This window comes from Brevibacterium rongguiense (genome assembly GCF_009857845.1).
GTDB classification, from domain to species: Bacteria; Actinomycetota; Actinomycetes; order Actinomycetales; family Brevibacteriaceae; genus Brevibacterium; species Brevibacterium rongguiense.
In genome coordinates this window covers 44,215-63,843 of record NZ_WWEQ01000008.1, presented here as the reverse complement: position 1 = coordinate 63,843, position 19,629 = coordinate 44,215, and the positions used below count along the sequence as shown (strand labels likewise).

Annotated in this window: 15 protein-coding genes, 1 tRNA gene and 1 pseudogene; 6 read left to right on the top strand and 11 right to left on the bottom strand. The window is 72.3% G+C overall.

All coding sequences use genetic code 11. The annotated features are described in order from the left end of the window. Positions 1-18 precede the first annotated feature (18 nt). A complete protein-coding gene (gene gluQRS / locus GSY69_RS03315) occupies positions 19-960 on the bottom strand; it encodes a tRNA glutamyl-Q(34) synthetase GluQRS (protein WP_160952468.1) in 942 nt (313 codons plus the stop codon). Between the two features lie 219 nt (positions 961-1,179). Here gluQRS and GSY69_RS03310 point away from each other — a divergent pair, with 219 nt between their 5' ends. Continuing rightward, positions 1,180-2,772, top strand: a complete 1,593-nt coding sequence (locus GSY69_RS03310) for an MFS transporter (RefSeq protein ID WP_328698746.1) — start codon at positions 1,180-1,182, stop codon at positions 2,770-2,772. Between the two features lie 220 nt (positions 2,773-2,992). Next, a complete protein-coding gene (locus tag GSY69_RS03305; protein WP_160952467.1) occupies positions 2,993-4,243 on the top strand; it encodes an EAL domain-containing protein in 1,251 nt (416 codons plus the stop codon). 154 nt (positions 4,244-4,397) lie between these two features. On the opposite strand, the gene GSY69_RS03300 is transcribed toward GSY69_RS03305, so the two are convergent. From GSY69_RS03300 to GSY69_RS03285, 4 genes are all read right to left on the bottom strand, one after another. Beyond that, positions 4,398-4,889 carry a DUF3145 domain-containing protein gene (locus GSY69_RS03300; protein ID WP_160952476.1) on the bottom strand — a complete coding sequence of 164 codons (492 nt, stop codon included), beginning with the start codon at positions 4,887-4,889 and terminating at the stop codon, positions 4,398-4,400. A gap of 189 nt (positions 4,890-5,078) precedes the next feature. After that, the gene (locus tag GSY69_RS03295) at positions 5,079-5,897 is read right to left on the bottom strand and encodes an alpha/beta hydrolase (RefSeq protein WP_160952466.1); all 819 of its coding nucleotides are present in this window, start codon (positions 5,895-5,897) and stop codon (positions 5,079-5,081) included. Between the two features lie 80 nt (positions 5,898-5,977). Beyond that, the gene (locus GSY69_RS03290) at positions 5,978-7,237 is read right to left on the bottom strand and encodes a kynureninase (protein WP_160952465.1); all 1,260 of its coding nucleotides are present in this window, start codon (positions 7,235-7,237) and stop codon (positions 5,978-5,980) included. A gap of 64 nt (positions 7,238-7,301) precedes the next feature. Further along, positions 7,302-8,150, bottom strand: coding sequence for a tryptophan 2,3-dioxygenase (locus GSY69_RS03285; protein WP_160952464.1), 849 nt, complete (start codon positions 8,148-8,150; stop codon positions 7,302-7,304). Between the two features lie 250 nt (positions 8,151-8,400). Here GSY69_RS03285 and GSY69_RS03280 point away from each other — a divergent pair, with 250 nt between their 5' ends. Together GSY69_RS03280 and GSY69_RS03275 are read left to right on the top strand one after the other, a co-directional pair. Next, complete coding sequence (locus tag GSY69_RS03280) at positions 8,401-9,264, top strand: oxidoreductase (RefSeq protein ID WP_160952463.1); 864 nt, start codon at positions 8,401-8,403, stop codon at positions 9,262-9,264. A gap of 68 nt (positions 9,265-9,332) precedes the next feature. Beyond that, positions 9,333-9,767 carry a hypothetical protein gene (locus GSY69_RS03275; RefSeq protein WP_160952462.1) on the top strand — a complete coding sequence of 145 codons (435 nt, stop codon included), beginning with the start codon at positions 9,333-9,335 and terminating at the stop codon, positions 9,765-9,767. A gap of 98 nt (positions 9,768-9,865) precedes the next feature. Here the strand turns inward: GSY69_RS03275 and GSY69_RS03270 are convergent. The 4 genes and pseudogenes from GSY69_RS03270 to GSY69_RS03255 form a co-directional block, all read right to left on the bottom strand. Then, positions 9,866-12,074 (bottom strand): annotated as a pseudogene (locus tag GSY69_RS03270) (catalase). A 206-nt stretch (positions 12,075-12,280) separates the two neighbouring features. Then, positions 12,281-12,354 (bottom strand) — tRNA-Ile (locus GSY69_RS03265). Between the two features lie 54 nt (positions 12,355-12,408). Beyond that, a complete protein-coding gene (locus GSY69_RS03260) occupies positions 12,409-14,085 on the bottom strand; it encodes an NAD-dependent epimerase/dehydratase family protein (protein ID WP_160952461.1) in 1,677 nt (558 codons plus the stop codon). Between the two features lie 75 nt (positions 14,086-14,160). After that, positions 14,161-14,319 (bottom strand): hypothetical protein, encoded by a 159-nt coding sequence (locus tag GSY69_RS03255; RefSeq protein WP_160952460.1) that lies wholly within the window; start codon positions 14,317-14,319, stop codon positions 14,161-14,163. A 230-nt stretch (positions 14,320-14,549) separates the two neighbouring features. Between GSY69_RS03255 and GSY69_RS03250 the strand changes: the two genes are divergently transcribed. Both GSY69_RS03250 and GSY69_RS03245 read left to right on the top strand, forming a co-directional pair. Next, positions 14,550-15,293: a VIT1/CCC1 transporter family protein gene (locus GSY69_RS03250; protein WP_160952459.1), complete on the top strand. Its 744-nt coding sequence runs from the start codon at positions 14,550-14,552 to the stop codon at positions 15,291-15,293. Between the two features lie 204 nt (positions 15,294-15,497). Then, entirely contained in the window at positions 15,498-16,304 is an 807-nt protein-coding gene (locus GSY69_RS03245; RefSeq protein WP_160952458.1) for an acyl-CoA thioesterase, read from the top strand. Positions 16,305-16,321: 17 nt separating this feature from the next. On the opposite strand, the gene GSY69_RS03240 is transcribed toward GSY69_RS03245, so the two are convergent. Next, on the bottom strand, positions 16,322-17,500 hold the full coding sequence (locus GSY69_RS03240; protein ID WP_160952457.1) for a hypothetical protein: 1,179 nt from the start codon (positions 17,498-17,500) through the stop codon (positions 16,322-16,324). Beyond that, complete coding sequence (locus GSY69_RS03235) at positions 17,497-19,512, bottom strand: hypothetical protein (protein ID WP_160952456.1); 2,016 nt, start codon at positions 19,510-19,512, stop codon at positions 17,497-17,499. Before GSY69_RS03235 ends, GSY69_RS03240 begins: the two co-directional genes overlap by 4 nt. Positions 19,513-19,629 lie beyond the last annotated feature (117 nt).

Below are 19,629 nucleotides of genomic sequence, written 5' to 3'. Positions count from 1 at the left end.
CGAGCGGGGAGCGGATGCTCACTCCGGCGGTATGAACACCGCGGGCTCGCGGACCAGGCGGGCCGGGTCGAATTCGCCCAGCGCCTCGGCGAACGAGCCCCACGCCCCGAACCCGGACGACCGGCCGATCCAGCCCCAGACGTCGAAGCCGAGCGCGCGCAGCTCCTGGAGCGTCACCGCGCCATCGCGCTTGGCCAGGCGCGCGCCGGAGGCGGAGAGCACGAGCGGGACGTGCGCGTAGGCGGGCGGCTCGATGCCCAGGCAGGCGGCGAGGTCGGCCTGCCGCGGCGCCGAGGACGCAAGGTCGTCCCCGCGCACCACCTGGTCGATCCCCGCGGCCCCGTCGTCGACGACGGAGGTGAGGTTGTAGGCGAACACGCCGTCCCCGCGGCGCAGCACGAAGTCGTCGAGCGGGGCGGTGAGCGTGCCCAACAGCGCATCGTGTGCCCGCGCCTCGCGCAGTGAGCTGCGCAGCCGCAGTGCGGGCTGCCGTCCCGCCTCGGCCAGTGCCGCCCGCGCGGTGCGCCGCTCGTCCTCGTCCAGGTCACGGCACGTACCCGGATAGGCACCCGGGGGAGCGTGCGGGGCGGTGGGCGCGGCCTGGATGTCCTTGCGCGAGCAGTAGCACTCGAAGACCTCCCCGCGCTCCGTCAGCTGGGCCAGCGCGGCCTCATAGGCGGCGGTGCGCTCCGATTGCACGACGAGCGGCGCGTCCCAGTCGATGCCGAGCTCCGCGGCATCGGCCAGCTGGGACTCCGCGCTGCCCGCGCGCACGCGGTCGAGGTCCTCGATGCGCCAGCGGAACGCCCGGCCCGAGGCGCGGGCGAACAGGGCGGCCAGCACGAGCGTGCGCAGGTTGCCCAGGTGGAGATCACCGCTGGGGCTGGGCGCGAACCGGCCGGCGCCGTGCGCGGCGGGCGGCGGCCCCTCGATGGGGCCGAAAACAGTCGTGGTGTCCATCGCAGCCAGCCTAGGCCAGGGCCGGGAGCCGGCGCGCGGGAGCTCGGCTCAGGGGAGCCGGGGGTGCGCCGGAACCCCGTGCGCAGGAACCCCGCGCGCAGGGGTTCGAAGCCCACAGGGCATGCGGCGCACGGGCGCGGGGCCGGCGGGGCGCACCGCGGCGCGTGCCAGTGCGCGGACCGTGTTGCCCCGTCCCGGTCCAGGGTGTAACAAAGACGGGTGAGACCCGACGACGAAGCCCCCGACGTATCCCGCCACATCCTCGCCGTGGTCCTCGTGCCCCTCTTCATGTCGCTGCTGAGCGTCTCGATCGTCAACGTCGTGCTGCCCTCGATCGGCGAGACGATCGGCGCGTCCACCTCGGCCCTCCAGTGGGTGCTCTCCGGCTACACGCTGGCGTTCGGCGTCCTCCTGGTCCCCGGCGGCCGCGCCGGCGACGTGCTGGGCCGCGGCCGGCTCTTCGTCCTCGGCGTCGTCGTCTTCGCGCTCGCCTCGCTGGCCGCGGGGTTCGCGCCCAACGCGCTCGTGCTCAACATCGCGCGCGTGTTCATGGGCTTCGGCTCGGGCCTGCTCAACCCCCAGACCGTGGGGCTCATCCAGCAGTACTTCCACGGCGCCGCACGGGGCAGGGCGTTCGGCGTCTTCGGCTCCGTGGTGGGCGTCTCCGTGGCGATCGGCCCGGTGCTCGGCGGGCTCTTCATCGCGCTTGCGGGCGCGGAATGGGGCTGGCGCCTCGCGTTCCTCGTCAACGTGCCCATCGGCGTGGCCGCGGTGGTGCTGGCCAAGGCGTGGTTCCCGCCCTCGGCCTGGCGCGGCTCCGTCCCGGACGAACCCCGCGCAGACGGCGAACAGCCGCGCGCAGAAGGCGAGTCGCCCGCAGGTGAAAGGCCGCGTGCAGGTGCCGAGCCGCGTGCCGAAGCAGGTGACGAGACACGCGCGAACGGTGAGCTGGCCCGCGCCTCGGCGGTTGGCCAAGCCCCAGCGCGCCCCCGCGTCGACCTGGATCCGGTGGGCAACCTGCTCCTGGGCCTCGCGATCCTCGCCGTCATGGTGCCCTTCCTCGAGCACGCCGCCGGCCTGTGGGTCTACGCGCTGCTGCCGGTGGGCATTGCGCTCGTGTTCGCCTGGGTGCGCTGGGAGCGCCGGACGGTGGCGCGCGGGCGCACGCCCATGGTGGACCTCGCCCTCTTCCGCACCCGCAGCTTCAGCGCGGGCACCCTGCTGGTGTCGCTGTACTTCATGGGCGTCACGAGCATCTGGGTGGTCATCGCCATGTTCCTGCAGGACGGCAAGGGCTACAGCGCGCTGGCCGCTGGCATGATCGGCCTGCCCGCGGCGCTGTGCTCGATCGTCGCCGCCAACGTCTCCGGCCGCCTCGTGACGAAGGTGGGCCGCCCGCTCGTCGTGTTCGGCACCGCGGTGTGCCTGCTGGGACTGGCCTCGAGCGCGTTCGTCGTCTGGCTCAACGCGGCACACGGGGTGAGCGTCTGGTGGCTGCTGCTCACGCTGTGCTTCGTCGGCATCGCGCAGGGCTCCGTCATCAGCCCCAACCAGACGCTCTCCCTCGCCGAGGTGCCCGTCGCCTACGCCGGGTCCGCCGGCGGGGTGCTCCAGACGGGGCAGCGGATCGGCACCGCGATCGGGATCGCGCTCATCACCGCGCTGTTCTTCTTCGCGGTGGGCCACGGCGGCTGGGACCGCGGCTTCATGGCGGCATTCGCCGCGATCGCCGTCGTCGTCGCGGCCGCCGGGGCCGTGGGCGCCTACGACTGGGTGCTCGGGCGCCGCGAGGCTGCGCGCACGGCGGACTGAGCTCCCGGGCGGCAAGGACGCCGCGCGCGGCGGGCTGAGTCCCGCGGGCCGTAAGGACAGCGCGCACGGCGGGCTGAGTCCCGCGGGCGGCGACTGTTGCGGGCAGATGAAGGCGTGTGCCGATTCGGCCACAGTCGCCGCGCGGCCCGGATCGCGTCTGCCGGGCGTGAGACGATGACGACGGCGGCGCCCCCGTGCCGCCGAAGGGAAGGTCACACTCGTGCTCACCGCAAGCTCCGACGCCACAGCCCCCGATCTCGAGCGCCTCATCCGCTCCGGCCTCATCGACTGCGTCTTCGAGCCCGTCCGCGATGTCACCACCGACGCGCCCGCCGGCTACCGCGTGCGCCACATCAACAGCGAGGACCCGCAGCTGGGCCACGAGGAGTCGACCTCGCTGCGCGCAGTGCTGCGCCAGTCCCCGCTCGTGGGCGACATCGACTCCTCCTTCCGCGAGACCGGTCTGCGCGCGGCCGAGGCCGCCGGACTCGAATCGCACACCCGCCTGTTCATGACCGCCGAGCCGGAGTCTCTCGTCACCCTCGAGGACCGTTCCGGTGAGCCGGACCGCTCCGTGATCCTGCAGCTCGACGCCGGGCGCGTGGCCCGGCATCCCGCGGCCGTGCTGCGCTCCGTGCGCGCGGCCCGCCAGCTGGGCTGGGGGATCGGCGTGACCGGCGTGGGCCAGACGATCGAGAGCACCGCGTTCCTGCCGCTGGTCAACCCGTCCGTCGTCACGCTGCACGAGGACGTGCTGCGCTATGAGGACGAGGACTACCTCGCCGAGCTCATCCGCCTGCTCCACGCCCACGTCGAGCGCACGGGCGCGGTCATCGTGGCCGAGGGGGTGAGCGAGGAGGACGATCTGGACCTCGTCGCCGCGATCGGCGCCCGGCTCATCACCGGCCCCTTCGTGGGCGAGGCGACGAGCGAGCCGGCCACCATCGACGTCCCCCGCGAGGATCCCCTCGGCGAGCACACCGCCCGCAACCTGCCCGTGTCCGGCACCCCGTACTCCATCGCCCAGGGGCTGCGGCGCGACCCGCTCGTGCTGCCGCACGCGATGCTGGGCGCGCAGCTGCGCTCGCTCGTGCGCCGCGCCCTGGGCAGCGGCGCGTCCACGGTGGCCATCGGGGCATTCGCGGAGGAGGCGGACCTGTCCGAGGAGATGGTCTCCGGCTTCGCGGCGCTCGAGGAGGCCTGCGGGTTCGTGGGCATGCTCTCCGGCGGGTTCTCCGAGGCTCCCGTGGCCGGGGTGCGCTCCGGCGGCGTCGACTCCTCGGACCCGCTGCGCCGGGAGTACGCGATCATCGTCGTCGGACCGGACTGGTCCGGGATGGTCACGGCCTCCCAGCGCGTGGACCTGGGCTCCGATGGGCGCCTCGAATACGACGTCTTCGTCACCTCTGAGCGCTACGCGTGCGTCGACGCGGCACGCTCGCTGCTCTCGCGGATCTCCGCGGCGCGCTAAGCCGCAACGCAGACGCTGGCGCCCGCTCCGGAGGCGGGAGCGGGCGCCAGCGGCTGCTTCTGGGCTCGGTCGGTCGGGGGAGCGCTGGCCGGCCGGGAGGCGGCGCCGGCCAGCCGGGGCTCGGCGTGCGCGTGCGGTCCGGGTGGCCGGAGCCTCAGCCCACCTTGGACAGCCAGCGCACGGGGGCGCCGTCTCCGGCGTGGCGGAAGGGCTCGAGTTCGTCGTCCCAGGACTGGCCCAGGGCGGACTCCATCTCGCGCTGCATGCGGTGCGGGTCTCCCGCGGAGCGCTCGAGCACAGTGCGGATGTTGTCCTCGGGGACGACGATGTTGCCGTGGGCATCGGTGACCGCGTGGTAGATGCCCAGGGCCGGTGTGTGGGACCAGCGGCCGCCGTCGGTGCCGGCGGAGGGCTCCTCGGTGACCTCGTAGCGCACCCCGTCCCAGCCGCGCAGCGCGGTGGCGATGCGGGCGCCCGAGCCAGCGGGTGCCTTCCAGCAGACCTCCGCGCGCACCATTCCGGGCGCGGCGGGCTGCGGCGTCCAGTCGAACTTCGCCTGCGCGCCGATGGCCCCGCCGGCTGCCCATTCGATGTGCGGGCAGAGCGCGCGAGGTGCGGAGTGGACGAAGAGAACGCCCTGTGTCATATCCATCTGTGCCTCCCAGTGTCCGGATACGTCTTCCCCTACGATCCGGGAGGGAGCCTGGTGCGATTCTATGCGACGGACAGCCGATTTCAAAGGCTGGCGCGGCGATGACCTGCGCGGACGGAACGCACGCTCGTGCGGCGCTCGCAGGCGGCGGGGCTCACGAGGGGCAGCCGCGCGTGGGCGGGCTCAGACGAGCGCCTGCGCGGCGTCCACGGCCCGGGCGCAGAGCGGATGGGCAGGGTCGATGATGTCGAAGTGATCGCCCGCTGCCTCGATATGCTCGCACGGCCGGCCCTGTGCCGCGCAGCGCCGGGCGAACGCGCGGCTCATCCGCACCAGGTGGGGATCATCGCCGGTGCCGCAGGCGATGACGGCCGGCGGTCCGCCGGGCGGTCGGTGCATGGCCGAGGCGGCGGTGTGGACCGGATTGGCCGGGTCGAAGGGCGCGCCCAGGGCCATGGCGACGGCGCCGTCGCTGAGCCGCAGGCGCCAGGCCGCCTCGAGGTCGAGGACACCGGCCAGCGCGGCGACCGCTCGGATGCCCAGGCCGGCGATGGGCCGGCGCGCGGCGTCCCCGGCGGCCTGGACGGCCAGTTGGCCGCCTGCGGAATGGCCGAGCACCGCCGTGCGCCCCGTATCCGCGCCGATCCCCTCGGCCACGGCGGGAACGGCGGCGAGTGCGGCGCGGACATCTCCCACCGTGGCCGCCCACGGGTGCCGATCGGGCCGGCGGTACTCGACGTTGACGACAGCCCAGCCCCGCGCGGCCAGATCCGCGGCCAGGGGATCCATGAGGTCGAGCGCCCAGCGCGAGCGCCAGTACCCGCCGTGGACGAGGATCGCGACCGGGGCGGGCGCGGCCGGCTCGGCACGATCCTGCGCGGCTGCGGCCGGATCGGCGCGGGCCGGGCGCCACACCTCCACCCGCTGCTCGGGGTCGGGCCCGTAGAAGGCGACGTTCGGGCCGGCGGTGGTTAGGCCCGCCGCACCGGCTGCTCCTGCCAAAACGGTTGCCCCGGTTGCCCCGGCCGCACCGGCTGTCCCGGTTGAACGCGTGTGATCGCCCGGACGTGGCGCGTCCTCGCTCACGCGGACAGCTCCTCCGCGATCGCCTCGATGCCGGCCCAGGCCTCGGCGAACGTGGTGCTCAGCGGGCTGAGGCCCACGCGGATCCCGGTGGGGTTGCGGAAGTCGGGGATCACACCGCGTTCCCACAGCCGCGCGACCACCGCGCGGAAGTCCGGGTGATCGAGGGTGATGTGCCCGCCGCGCATGGCCGGATCCGACGGGGAGGAGAGCACGACCCCGAAGGGGGCCAGCACCTCGGCGGCGGCCTCCTGGGCGAACGAGGTGAGGGCGACGGACTTGGCGCGCACGGCTCCCATCCCGACCTCATCGAGCATGTCGAGCGTGTCCTCGATCGCCACCATGCCCGTGATGGCCGGCGTGCCGCTGATGACGCGCCGGATGCCGGGCGAGGGCTCGTAGCCCTGGCCCATGGCGAACGAGTCCGCCGCCCCCATCCAGCCCCAGATGGGCTGGGCGAACCGCTCCTGGTGGGAGGCCGCGACGTAGGCGAAGGCCGGCGAGCCCGGCCCGCCGTTGAGGTACTTGTACGTGCACCCGACGGCGAGGTCGACACCCCAGTCGTCGAGCGCCAGCTCGACGGAGCCCGCCGAGTGGCAGAGGTCGAGCAGCAGCAGCGCGCCCGACTCGTGCGCCGCGCGTGCGGCGGCGGGGGCATCGACGAGGAAGCCCGAGCGGTAGGCGACGTGGCTGAGCACCACGAGCGCCGTCTGCTCGCCGATCACGGAGTCCAGGTCTGCGGTCGTGACCCCCAGCGCGGGGTCCGGTTCGAGCCAGCGGAGGGTGAGGCCGCGCTGTGCGGCGATCGACTCGAGCAGGTAGCGGTCGGTGGGGAAGTTCTCGCGGTCGAGGACGATCTCCGTGCGGCCCGGGCGCAGGTCGAGCCCGCCGCTGATGAGCTTGAACAGCAGCACGGTGGTGGAGTCGCCGATGGTCGCCTGACCGGGTGCGGCGCCCAGCACGGTGCGCGCGAGCCGGTCGCCGATCGTGAGGGGCAGGTCGAACCAGCCCTCGTCCCAGCCGCGGATGAGGCGCCTGCCCCACTGCTGCTCGACGAGGTCGGCCATGCGCCGGGCCGCGGCCTTGGGCGGGCGGCCCAGCGAGTTGCCGTCCAGGTAGGCGACGATCTCCGGATCGTCATGGCCGATGAACCGGGCGGGGTAGGCGGCCAGCGGGTCGCGCGCGTCGAGGTCCGCGGCGCGGGCCGCGAACGCGGCATCTGCGGTGCGATCGGGGCGGGGGGCGGAGGCGGATGCCATGGGGGAGTCCTTCGGTGCGGTGCGGGCAGGGATGGCGCGGGTGCGGCGGTACGGGCAGGGGGTCTCAGCGACCGACCTGCGTGCGGACGGCGAACAGCTCGGGGAAGAACGTGAGGTCGAGCGCGCGCTGCAGGAAGCCCACGCCGGAGGAGCCGCCGGTGCCGGTCTTCATGCCGATCGTGCGCATGACGGTGCGCATGTGGCGGAAGCGCCAGAGCTGGAAGTTTTCCTCGAGGTCCACGAGCTCCTCGCAGGTCTCGTAGGCGCTCCAGTTGTCCTCGGCGCGCTCGTAGATCCCGCGGATGAGCGGCAGCAGCTCGTCGTTGGCCGCATAGGGCTGCGAGACGTCCCGGTCGAGGGCCGAGGCGGGCACGTCGTAGCCGCTGCGCGCCAGGTGCGCCCAGAAGGCGTCGTAGATGCTGGGCTCGTGCAGCAGGCGGCTGAGCAGCTCGTGCGCCTGCGGGTCCGAGTCCTCGAAGACTGCGAGCATCCCCGCGTTCGTGTTGCCCAGGATGAACTCGACGGCCCGGTACTGCGCGGACTGGAAGCCGGACGACGCGCCTAGGAAGTCTCTGAACTGCGCGTATTCCGTGGGAGTCAGCGTCGCCAGCACGGACCACTGCTCCGTGAGCGTGCGCTGGATGTGCTTGACGCGGGCAATGGCCTTCAGGGCGGGGCCCGGCTCATCGGCATCGAAGGCGGCGCGGGCGGCCAGCAGCTCGTGGAGGACCAGCTTGAGCCACAGCTCGGTCGTCTGATGCTGGACGATGAAGAGCATCTCGTCGTGGTGCTCGGGCCGGCTGACGGGGTGCTGAGCGCTGAGCAGCGTCGGCAGGTCCAGGTACGAGGCGTAGGACATGCTCTGCCGGAAATCGCGGACGATCCCGTCTTCGAGGTCGCGGGCGTTGGACATGGGCTCCTCTCGTGTGCGCGCGGCGCTGCGAGCACGCGTTCAGGCTAAGGCACGCCGATGCGTTTGCGAAGCGGGCGCCCAGCCCGGGCGGTTGCCCCCGGACACGACGGCAGGCGCGACAACGGGGCTACGGCAGGGGCGGGGAAGCGCGGAAGGCGCAATCCGGGGAGCTGTGCGCGGGGGACCGGTGAGCGCGGGCTTAGGATGAACCGGCGCGCAGCGGAGTGCGCGGTGAGAGACAGGAGCGCACATGGCACAGGACATCCCCGGCGGACCCTTCGAGCTGGCCGGATCCCAGGTGGCGCGCATGGGGTTCGGCACCATGCAGCTGCCCGGGCCCGGAGTCATGGGGCCGCCGCGCGATCGGGCCCAGGCGCTGGCCGTGCTGCGCACCGCGGTGGACCTCGGCATCGACCACTTCGACACGGCCGACTACTACGGCCCGGACGTGTCGAACGAGCTGCTGCGCGAGGCGCTGCATCCCTTCGACGGGCTCACGCTGGTTTCCAAGGTGGGGGCAACCCGCAACGCTGCCGGAGATTGGCTGCTCGATCGCTCGCCGCAGGCAATCCGCACGCAGGTCGAGGCGAATCTGCGCGTGCTGGACGTCGAGGCGCTCGACGTCGTCAACCTGCGGCTGGCCGATCCCGGTCACGAGCCGGCGGGTGAGGTCCCCTTCGAGGAGTCCTTCGCAGCCCTGGCCGCGCTGCGCGAGGAAGGGCTCGTGCGCGAGCTGGGCCTGAGCGTCGCCACGCCGGATCACCTCGCCGCGGCGCAGTGCATCGCCCCGGTCGTCGAGGTCCAGAACCTCTACAACCTCGCGAACCGCGGCGACGACGCGTTCATCGCCGAGCTTGCGGCGCAGGGGATTGCGTATGTTCCGTTCTTCCCGCTGGGCGGGTTCACTCCGCTCCAGTCGGCCACCCTGGACGAGGTTGCGGCGCGGCTGGGCCAGAGCCCGCAGGCCGTTGCCCTGACCTGGCTGCTACAGCGCTCGGGCAACATCCTCCTCATCCCGGGCACGTCCTCGGTGGACCATCTGCGCGCCAACGTCGCCGCCGCCGGCCTCATCCTCCCGCCCGAGGAGATCGCGGCACTCGACTCGATCGGCTGAGGGGTCCGCGCCCTATGATGGGACGAAGCTCCGCGGGGACGCCCCGCGGCCACACAGAGGAGGGCATCATGGCCGATGACAGGAATGCGGCGCGCAAGGCGGCGGGCTCGCTCGACGAGGCCGCGTCCAAGCTGGGCGGCCCCGCCAACCGCAACGACGGGGATCGCCCCGGCTACTCCCTCAACGCGGATGAGGAAGACGTGCAGGCACTCGCGGCCCACCATGGCGATCGCGTCATCCGCCAACCGGACGGCTCGCATCTCGTCGTCTCGGAGGAGGAGGTCGAGGTCGCCCGGCCGGACAAGCTCGACGAAATGGGGGCGAGCCACTCGGAGCACGCGGAGACGGACACGCTGGCCGGCTCCGGGATCGGTGAGCGCCGGAAGGCCACGGAGGGTGAGGATGCCCCCGTCAACGCCGATGACCCGAATGAGCGCCGCGGCACCCGACGCGATGAGGATGACCACGGCTCCGGCCGCGAGGGAAGCCACCCGGCTCGCTGAGCCGCCGCGCCCACCGCAGCCAAGGGGCCGCGACGACATCGTCGTCGCGGCCCCTTGCGCGTGAAGCCCCCGCGCGGCGGATTGCCGGGCGCCCGCGATCAGCCGGCGCTGAGGAAGCGCTCCCAGGCCCGGTGGGCCGCCATGAGGGAGAACAGTTCCTCCGTGCCCTCCACGGGGTCGGCGGTGATGACCCCCGGCGCGTCGGGGACGATGCCCGCCGCCGTCGCAATGGCGGACTCGGGCGCGAACAGCAGGGCCTTGCAGTGCCGGTAGGCCTCGGCGGCCAGCAGCGACACGCGGGGATCGACGTCCGCCGCCTTGGAGGACTCGCCGGCCCGGGCGTCGGCCACGGCGGAGTCACCGGGCGGGGGCGCGGCCGCGAGGAACACGAAGGCGTCGAACTCGACGGAACGGGCCGTCAGATACGTCCGCTGCACCGGCTGACCATTCGGCAGCGGGGCTCCGGTGGGGGCGACGATCAGGGGCACCATCGAGCGCTCGGCGATTCGCGCGCAGATCGCGCTGACCTGCTCGGGATCGGCGTGGTCATCCACGACGACCGCCACCTGGCGCCCGTCCAGGGGCCATTCGCCGCCCACCTGGGACAGGGCTGGGCTGGTCTCCCCGTCATCTGCGACGGCCGCGATGCCGGTCGGGACCTCGAGTCCCAGGCCGGCTCCGACCGCTGCCGCGAGCCGGCCGTCGATGCGGGCGAGGCAGGCGAGCTGGCGCTCCTTGATCGCAGTCTCGTAGCACTTCCCGAGTTCGAACGCGTACGCGCTGTGCAGGTGCTCGCGCTCCACCTCGGTGAGGCTGCGGTAGAACAGGGCCGCCTGCGAGTAGTGGTCGTCGAAGCTGGCCGGGTTCTCGCGCACGCGGCGCGCGGGTCCCACGGGTTGGGGGAAGTCGATGAGCGCTTTGTCCCCCGCGCCGGAGGTGAACGGGCAGCCGCCGTCGAGCGAGTTGGGCCTGTAGGGCGCAACCCCATCGAAGTCGGCGCTCTGGTGCATTCCGTCGCGCAGCATGTCATTGACGGGTGCGTGCGGACGGTTGATGGGGATCTGACCGAAATTGGGGCCGCCCAGCCTGCTGATCTGGGTGTCCAGATAGGAGAAGAGGCGCCCCTGCAGGAGCGGATCGTCCGTCACCTCGATGCCGGGAGCCAGATGGCCGGGGTGGAAGGCCACCTGCTCCGTCTCCGCGAAGTAGTTCGTCGGATTGCCGTTGAGCGTGAGCCTGCCCAGCGGGCGCACCGGGGCGAGCTCCTCGCGCACGAGCTTGGTGGGATCGAGCAGGTCGATGCCCTCGAACATCTGGTCATCCGTGTCCGGGAAGACCTGCGCGCCCAGCTCCCACTCGGGGTAGGCCCCCGCCTCGATCGCATCGGCGAGGTCGCGCCGGTGCATATCCGGGTCCGCCCCGGCGACCAGCTGCGCCTCGTCCCACGTCAGGGAGTGGACACCCAGCCGCGGCTTCCAGTGGAACTTGACCAGCGACGTCTCACCGCGGCCGTTGACCAGGCGGAACGTGTGGATTCCGAATCCCTCCATCATCCGCAGCGAGCGCGGAATGCCACGATCGGACATGTTCCACATGGTGTGGTGCTGCGCTTCGGTGTGCAGCGAGACGAAGTCCCAGAAGGTGTCGTGCGCTCTGGGCCTGCGGGATCTCGCGATCGGGGTGCGGCTTTCCGGCGTGGATGACGTCGGGGAACTTGATCGCGTCCTGAATAAAGAACACCGGTATGTTGTTTCCGACGAGGTCGAATGTGCCCTCGGAGGTGTAGAACTTCACGGCGAAGCCGCGCGTGTCGCGGACCGTGTCGGCCGAACCCCGCGAGCCCAGCACGGTCGAGAACCGGGTGAAGACGTCCACGGTGCCCGGTTCCGCCAGGAACGAGGCGCACGTGAGCTCCGCGGCCGCCCCGTACGACTCGAAGGTCCCGTGCGCGGCAGCGCCGCGCGCGTGCACGACCCGCTCGGGAATGCGCTCGTGGTCGAAGTGGGTGATCTTCTCCCGCAGGTGGTGATCCTGCAGCAGCGTGGGCCCGCGCGAACCGGCCTTGAGGGAATGGTCGGTGTCGCGCAGCCGGCCTCCCTGGGCGGTGGTGAGCCGCTCGCCGGCCTGGGCGCGGCCGTTGCGAGCGCCGCCCGCGTCGGACGCCTCGGTCCAGGGGACACCGGTGGGCCCCACCTCGGCGGGCGCCTCCTGATCGGGTTTGGGCGAAAGCGGCGGACGAGCCTGCGTCGGCTCGTTCACGGTGGGATGTTCGGCGCTGGGCTGACCGGGAATGGTCGGATGTGCCATGGTGACCTCCAAGGTGGCTATGGCAAGGACTGCGCACGCGGCCCCTCACAAAGCAAGATGCCCTGTGTGGTCGCCCACCGTAGGACCGCGCATCACTGGCGTCAACGAAGGTGCGCCACGCCGAAACCGGGTTCGGTCGAGCGGCCAACGGGGCTGGGGCTTCGCACCGGACGCAGCCCGCTGGGGCCGTGGCGGAGGGTCGGGGGTGCCCCCGGTCGGACTTGAACCGACGGCCAAAGGATTATGAGTCCTCTGCTCTAACCAGCTGAGCTACAGGGGCGCGCGACGATAGTAACAGGGCCGGTTCGCCGGAGCCGTTCGCCCACTCGTGTCGTCAGGGAAAAGCCGGGGCATCGCTGGCGGGGAACGATTCCCGGCCCCACTCATCGGCGAGGGCATCCTCCTCGCGCGCAGTCCGCGCTCGATCGGCACCGGCCCGCTCCGACTGTGCGCCCCGCCGGGCGAAAAGGCGGCGACTCTCGCGCGCGTGCACGCGAGCGATGTCCGCCAGTTGGCGCTGGGCTGCGCGAATCCGCTCGTCGAAGGGCGCCCGCTCCGCCCTTGCTGTGCCGGCAGCCTCGGCCAAAGCCCTCCACAAGCCAGCCTTACCGCTGATCGCGCTCGCCAGGAGCTCCAGGGCGAGGAGGGGGTGCTCAGGCCCGGTTGCCCGCGTCCGGTGCCCGCCCACGGTGCGGTACAGGCCCGCGGCCGCGTCCGCGGCGCGCCGGCGCAACGGCGGCCCGGTCAGGTTCCAGCGAGTGCGGAGCTGCGCTACGAAGTCGCGCTCTGCCTGGATCTCCGCAGCGATCTGCGACAGCAGGGGAAACGCTTCCGATTCGGCAAACAGCTCCGCTGCCCGCTGCGCGTGCTGGGCGCCGGCCGTCGCGCCTGCCTGATGATCGGCAAGGTACCGACTCAGCGTTCTGCGGATCTGCCCGGTGACAGCGGTGCCCGGTGCCGGTGGAGGCGGGGCTGCCCGGGCCGCGCGCAGCGGAATCGATTGCCCTCCCTCTCGGTTGGCGAACCCGCACAGGAGCTCGTCCAGCGCTTCGCGCGCACTCCGGTGCGGGTGCCAGCCGAGCTCCCGCTTGGCTCGGGAATTGTCCATGAGGGGGGTGCCGATTGCCATGTCGAGCCACCCAGGGTCGGCCGTGATGAGTCCGGAGGAGTGGCCGATGGCGATCGCCGCGCGCATCAGCGCGGCGGGCACGGGTATGCGCCGGCCTCCAGCGACCGCGGACGCCAGCTGACGCGCATCGAGGACGTCGTCGGCGCAGATATTGAACGCCCCGGCAACCGGTGACACCGCCGCCAGGGCGTAGGCCTCGCCGAGGTCATCCGCGTGCACCGCTTGGACTCCGGCCAGTGCGGCCGGAACGGGCAGAACCGGCGCGCCCCGTGCTCCCAGCAGAGCCGCGGCGCCCGCGCTGCCGACGAAGTAGCGCTGGATTTCCGATGCGGCCTCTCGGCAGAAGATCAGCGCCGGACGCAGGCGTGTGACGGCGATCTCCGGGTGCTCGGCGACGAACTCAGTGAGCAGGTCTTCCTGTGCCGCCTTGTCCACGCTGTAGTGCGAGGTGGAGATCCCCCGAGTGGGCCACGTCTCGGTGCGCGGTGTTGCGGTGGAATCCGGGCTGTACGCGCCCACCGATGATGCCGCGATGACCGCGGGCACGCCTGCCGCTGCGACCGCTGCCAGAACACGGCGCGTCCCCTCGACGTTCACCCGGCGCAGCAGGGCCCGGCGGTCGTTGGGCTGGATCAGCCAGGCCAAGTGGATGACGGCGTCGGCACCGGTGAATGCCTGCGTCAGGGCCGCCTCGGATGCGGCTGGTGCGGCCGCCGCGCCGATGTCGATGCTCTCCCATTCGATGCCCCGATAGGGAGCGCGGTCGGACGGCGGCAATCGGCGCGCGATGCCGACGATCGAATCGATTTCGGCGCGTCGGTGCAGCGCGCGAAGGACAGCGGTGCCGGCGTTGCCGGTCGCTCCGACGACTGCGATTCTCATGGCAGAACCTCTCAATGGGCCGCCTTCGACAGGCGGGGCGGCGGGGGCGATGTGCCTGTGTTGCGAAGGGCGGTGTCAGCGCTCGACGAGGACGCGGTCCGCCTGCATGATGAGTCGCGCGATGTGCCGGGCCTCGGCCGCATCGGACGGCGACAGCCGTGGAGGAAGGCCGCTCGCATAGTCCTCGAGAGCGAGGCAGATGAGCTGCTTCTGCTCATGTGAGAGTGTGATCATCGATCACTCCGGCGGGGCCGGGCCCATGCCTGAACGCCGGGGAGGTCCCGACGGTGTGCGGCGACCCGCAGCCGCGCTACTGCCATGCTATGACCGGGTGCCGGTGGGCCGTCAACCGGATCGCGGCCGATGCGGCCGCTGGCCCTTCGCGCCACATCGGCCGAGCATCTCACCGTCGACGTGGGATGCCCTGACTTGCCCCGGGCCACCCGAATCACTTGTATGGGGCAATGAGCTCAACGCGCAGGAATGCCTCGCTCCATGCGGCCCATGACCCAGTGCCGGGCGGCCAGTCCAACCTCTCCCAGCGGCTCAACTGGCTGCGGGCCGGCGTGCTCGGGGCCAATGACGGCATCGTCTCCGTCGCCGCGGTGGTGGTGGGCGTCGCGGGCGCCACGACGAGCACGGCTCCCATCCTCACCGCCGGCGCGGCGGCCGTGGTGGGCGGGGCGGTGTCCATGGCGCTGGGGGAGTACGTTTCCGTGAGCTCCCAGAGCGACTCCGAGCGCGAGCTCATCGCCCAGGAGACCCGAGAGCTGCGCGACAACCCGGACGGCGAACTCGAAGAGCTGGCCGAACTCTACGAGGCCAAGGGGCTCAGCCCCGACACGGCCGCCCGCGTCGCCCGCGAGCTCACGGCCCGCGACGCGCTCGGCGCCCACCTGGCGATCGAACTCGGCATCGACCGCGAGGACCTCGTCTCACCCTGGCATGCCGCCTTCGCCTCGTTCCTCTCGTTCCTCGTGGGTGCGCTGCTGCCCATGATCGCCATCCTCCTGCCCCCGCCCGAGGCGCGGGTCCCCGTGACCTTCGTCGTCACGATCGCGGCCCTCGCCCTCACCGGCGCGATCGCCGCGCACATCGGCGGGTCCTCGAAGTGGAGGGCCGCGCTGCGGGTGGTGATCGGCGGCGCGCTCGCGCTCACGGTGACCTACGCGGTCGGCACCCTCCTGGGCGCATCGGCGATGGGCTGATCGCCCCGCCCGGTTCCCGACACCGCGCTGCTGGCGCAACGGGTGACAGCTTCCGAACCCAGGCTGGCCGCACCGTCGGTCTTTCACCCCTCCGATCGAACGCTTGTTCAAACGCTTGGTAGACTGCTGGCGCGGCGTCCGATCGTGATTGCGGCGCTCCGTACCCCGTCCTGACACTGCGCCCGACCTGACCGAGGAGCCCCCGTGACCGCATTCGATGACGCCATCGCCGTTTCCCCCGCCGGCCCCGACACCTTCTCCGCCCGCACGCACCCGGCGTTCGGCAACTTCGTGGGCCCGTTCGGCGGCATCACCGCCGCGACGATCGTCCACGCCATCCAGGCCGATGAGCGCTCGATCGGGCGCCCGGCCGCCCTCACGCTCAACTTCACCGGCCCGCTGGCCGACGGGGACTACGAAATCGACGTCCAGCCGGCCCGCACGAACAACTCGAACCAGCACTGGACGATCAGCGTGGACCAGGCCGGGGAGAACCGTATGACAGGCACCGCGCTCTTCGTCCGCGACCGCCCCTCATGGGCATCGCTCGAGGCGCAGATGCCGCAGGTGAAGGGGCCGCACGAATACCCGGTGGTCTCGGGGCACTTCCCGCTGCGGTGGATCGAGAACTACGAGATGCGCTTCGTGGAGGGGCCGTTCGTCGCCAGCGCCGAGGAGGCGGGGCCAGACTCGACGACGACGAAGTGGTTCCGGCAGCTGCCCGCGCGCGGCTGGGACTACCCCGGCCTTGCCGCGGCCGCCGATGTGTTCGGCCCGCGCATCTTCCAGCGCCTTGGACCGGTCCCGGCGGGCACGGTCACGCTCACCGCCTACTTCCACGCCGATGCCCAGGCCCTGGCCGCGCAGGGCGAGTTCCTGCTGGGCACCGTGCGCGGACTCCAGTTCGCCGACGGCCTGGCCGATCAGCACGCCCAGCTGTGGGGCGAAGACGGCTCGCTCGTCGCGACGACCACGCAGCTCTGCTACTACAAGGCCGCGCCCCAGGAATAACCGGCACGGTGCCGGCCCTATGCCCCGTGTGTGCGGTGCAGCTCGGCCACGAGGTCGTCGCCCACCGCGCCGTAGAGCGTGCTCGCCCACACGCTGTCGCCTTCCACGTACGGCTTGCCGCCGGCGAGCATCCAGTCCGGCTCGCGCCCGGCGCTGAGGTCTGCGGCGCACTGTCGGCACGCCGGGATGCGGCCACCGCCCGTGGGCGCGTCGATCGTGGACTCGGATTCGCCATGGGTGGGATTGATCGCGCACAGCCGGGGAATCCGTCCGGCCCCGCGGGCGGAGCGCTTGGCGCGGCGCGCCCCCCGCGCGCCGCTGGCCTGTGCCTGGTCGACCGCGTTGAGGTCCGCCGCTGCGGTATTGAGCAGCACGAGCGCACCGGCGAGGTCCGCCTCGGTGGCCGCGGAATCGTCGATGAGGCGGCCGGCAAGCGCATAGGCATCGAGGCCGTGCTCCACTCTGTCCGCCTGCGCGGCCGGCAGCGCATCGGTGCGCAGCTCGGTGAGCCTGCCGGCGATGTCGAGGCTCTGCTCGCTGAGCTGGCGCTGCATCGACTGCGACTGGAGACGACGCGCGCTGTCGAACAGCGGCTTGGGCAGGGCGTAGCGCCGGCGGTCGGCGCGCCGGCGGAACACGTAGACGAGCACGGCGGCCACCGCGGCGATGCCGAGCAGCGGCGTGGCCACACCCAGGAGCAGCCCTCCGTCCGCCGACCGGTGCGTTGCCGGCGGGGGCTGGTGCTGGACGGCGGGCCGTTGGCCCTGGTCCGCGTCGTGGCGCGGCGCGGTGAAGTTCGGGTCGCCGAGCACATCGAGGTAGGTCTGGACCGCGGTCAGGGTGGGTTGGGCCCCGGCCTTGTCCTGCCCGCTCGAGAGGCGGGCGCTGGTGTCCCCGCGGTAGGCATTCGGCCCCTCCGATCGCGCGTAGACCATCCCCGTGCCCGGGGTGAGGATGAGGTAGGCGGCGTCGGGCTTGCCCTCCGCCGCGTTCACCACCGTCGCGAGGTCTCCGCTGGCGACGTCCTTCGGCGTGATGAGGACCTTGACCGGCCGGGGGAAGTCCGCCTTGAGCTTCTGCTCGATCGAGGACTTCGTCGCCTGCGGCACCCGGCCCGCCACCGCCGGATCGATGAAGAGCGGGTCCTTGCGCAGGTGCTGCGCCGCATTCTTCGCGTATTCGATGGTGTCCGTCATCGCTGACTCCTCCGTGCTCGCAGTCGCGCGGCCGTCCACGCGAGGAACGCCTCGGCGATGACGCCCAGGACGAGGCCCACGGCGGCGCCGGCACCCGCCCCGCGCAGCGCGTTCGGCACGATGGCCGATCGCTCATCGGGGGCGGTCCTCAGCCCCTGTGTGCGCGCCGTCTTCGGCTTCACGTCCGGATCCGGTTGGGGATGGCTCTCGTCGATGGCGCGCACGAGGCGCTCTGCGCCCGCGCCCCCGTCCGGATTGTAGCCGTCCTTCCAGCCCAGCTTGAGGCCGCTCGTCACGTTGTCGGGGCGTGTGAGGTCGTAGCCGTTGGCCCCGAACGCCGTATGCGTGGGGGAGGCGAGCACCACAATTCCCTTGCCGGTCTGTGCCGCAATGCGGTTGGCGAGCAGCTCCTCCTCGCCACCGGATTCGTCCGTCCCCGCGGACGGGGCGAACACCAGCCAGATGGGCGTGTGGGCGGAGGCGGCCGCCTTCGCGGCGCGGGCGCGCTCAGCCTTCGTGAAGAGCCCCTCGGCGCCCGGTTCGACGGCGAGGTGCGACTTCTTCAGCTGGCCGGCCAGCGCGTCGATGCGCTCGGTGGGGTAGTCCTCGGTATCGGCGTAGCGCTCCGGGTCGAACGAGGAATTCGACGTGTCGACCACGCGGTCGGCGACGATCGCGCCGATCCCCGCGCCCACGACCGTCGCGACGAGAACCGCTCCCACGCCCAGCGCGATGCGCCCGCCGGCGCGCCGCCGATGGCGACGGGGATCGGGCGGGGGTCCGGACGCCGGGCGGTTCGGGATATCCGTGTGAATGGGGGCGAAGGCTCCCAGCCCGGTGCGGGCGTAGCCGTCGTCGAGCTGGTAGTAGGGGCGCACGCGCGTGCCCGCCCGCACCAGCAGCGCGCGCGGCTCGTGCCCGTCCTTGACCGCGGTGCGGCAGTTCTCACAGGCGGGCACGGAGAGCTGACCGCGCCCGCTGTGCCAGGCGATCTCCCGGGTCCGCTTCCCGTGGAAGGGATTGAAGTAGCACCAGGTCGTGCGGCCGCTGCCGGTGATGGGCTGGGTGACGGGCTCGGCGGCGAGCTGGTCCATGATCCACAGCGCGGCGATGTCCGTGGCCGCCCCGCCCAGACGCGGGCCCTCGAGGCCGACGCGCGCCCGGACGTCCTCCAGGGCGCCGAGCATCTCGGAGCGCTCCGAGCGGCGCTCGAGCTGCTTGGGCTTCGGATTGGGCTTGAGCGGCGGCAACTCGTAGGCCTTTCCGGCTGTGGAGCGGACCCGCTCGACGACCTCGGTGGGGAGGACCGTGGCCACCGTCGCGGCCCGCCGGCGCCGCTCGAGCACCCAGACCGTGGCGGCACCCACCGTCACCGCGGTGGTGGTAGCAGCAAGCGCGCTCGTGCCGCCGGGCTTCGCGAGCTCGAGGTAACGCGACATCGATGCGTTCGAATGGGAGCCGGCGAAGTCCTTCGGGTTGGGCGCCGGCCGGTTCTGCAGCCACGCCTGCCCGGCGGCGGCGGCGAACGCGATATACGGGCTCGGGTCGAAGGGGAAGACGCCGCCGAGCTGGTCCTCGAGCAGGTCGTTGCTTTCCGGGGTGGCGTCCAACCGGTCGCTCGTTCCCCGGGCCCCTGAGGCGAGGATGTGCGGCAGCACCCCGCCGCCGGAGGAGACCTCGAAGTAGGCGAGGATGCCGGTGCCGTCCTTGGGCCCCACGCGCAGGAGGAGGTCGATATAGGTCTGGAGGATGTTGTCGCCCGTGCGGACCTCGAGCTGCGGGCCGACGATGACGATGAGCGGCGCGCCGGAGGCTGCGATGGCGGCGCGGCCCCGGTCGGCGAACCCGGGGTCGAGCCCCGGGGCCACGGAGGGCAGGATCGCCAGGCGTCCGCGCCGCAGCTGCGGGGCCACGGCCGCGGCAAGCGCGCTCACCAGGCGGGAGGAGCGCTCGGGCTCCGAGGCGCTCTGGGCCTTCTGGAAGGCATCGAAGCCATCATCGGAAGCAGACACGCTGGTGAGTCTAGTCAGCGCACCCTGACGGTTAGTGCGAAAGCCGCCGGGTGCATCCCATTCGGCACTGGCTGTGGCAGCCCGGCCACACCACGCGGGCCGGAAGCGCGCGGATCG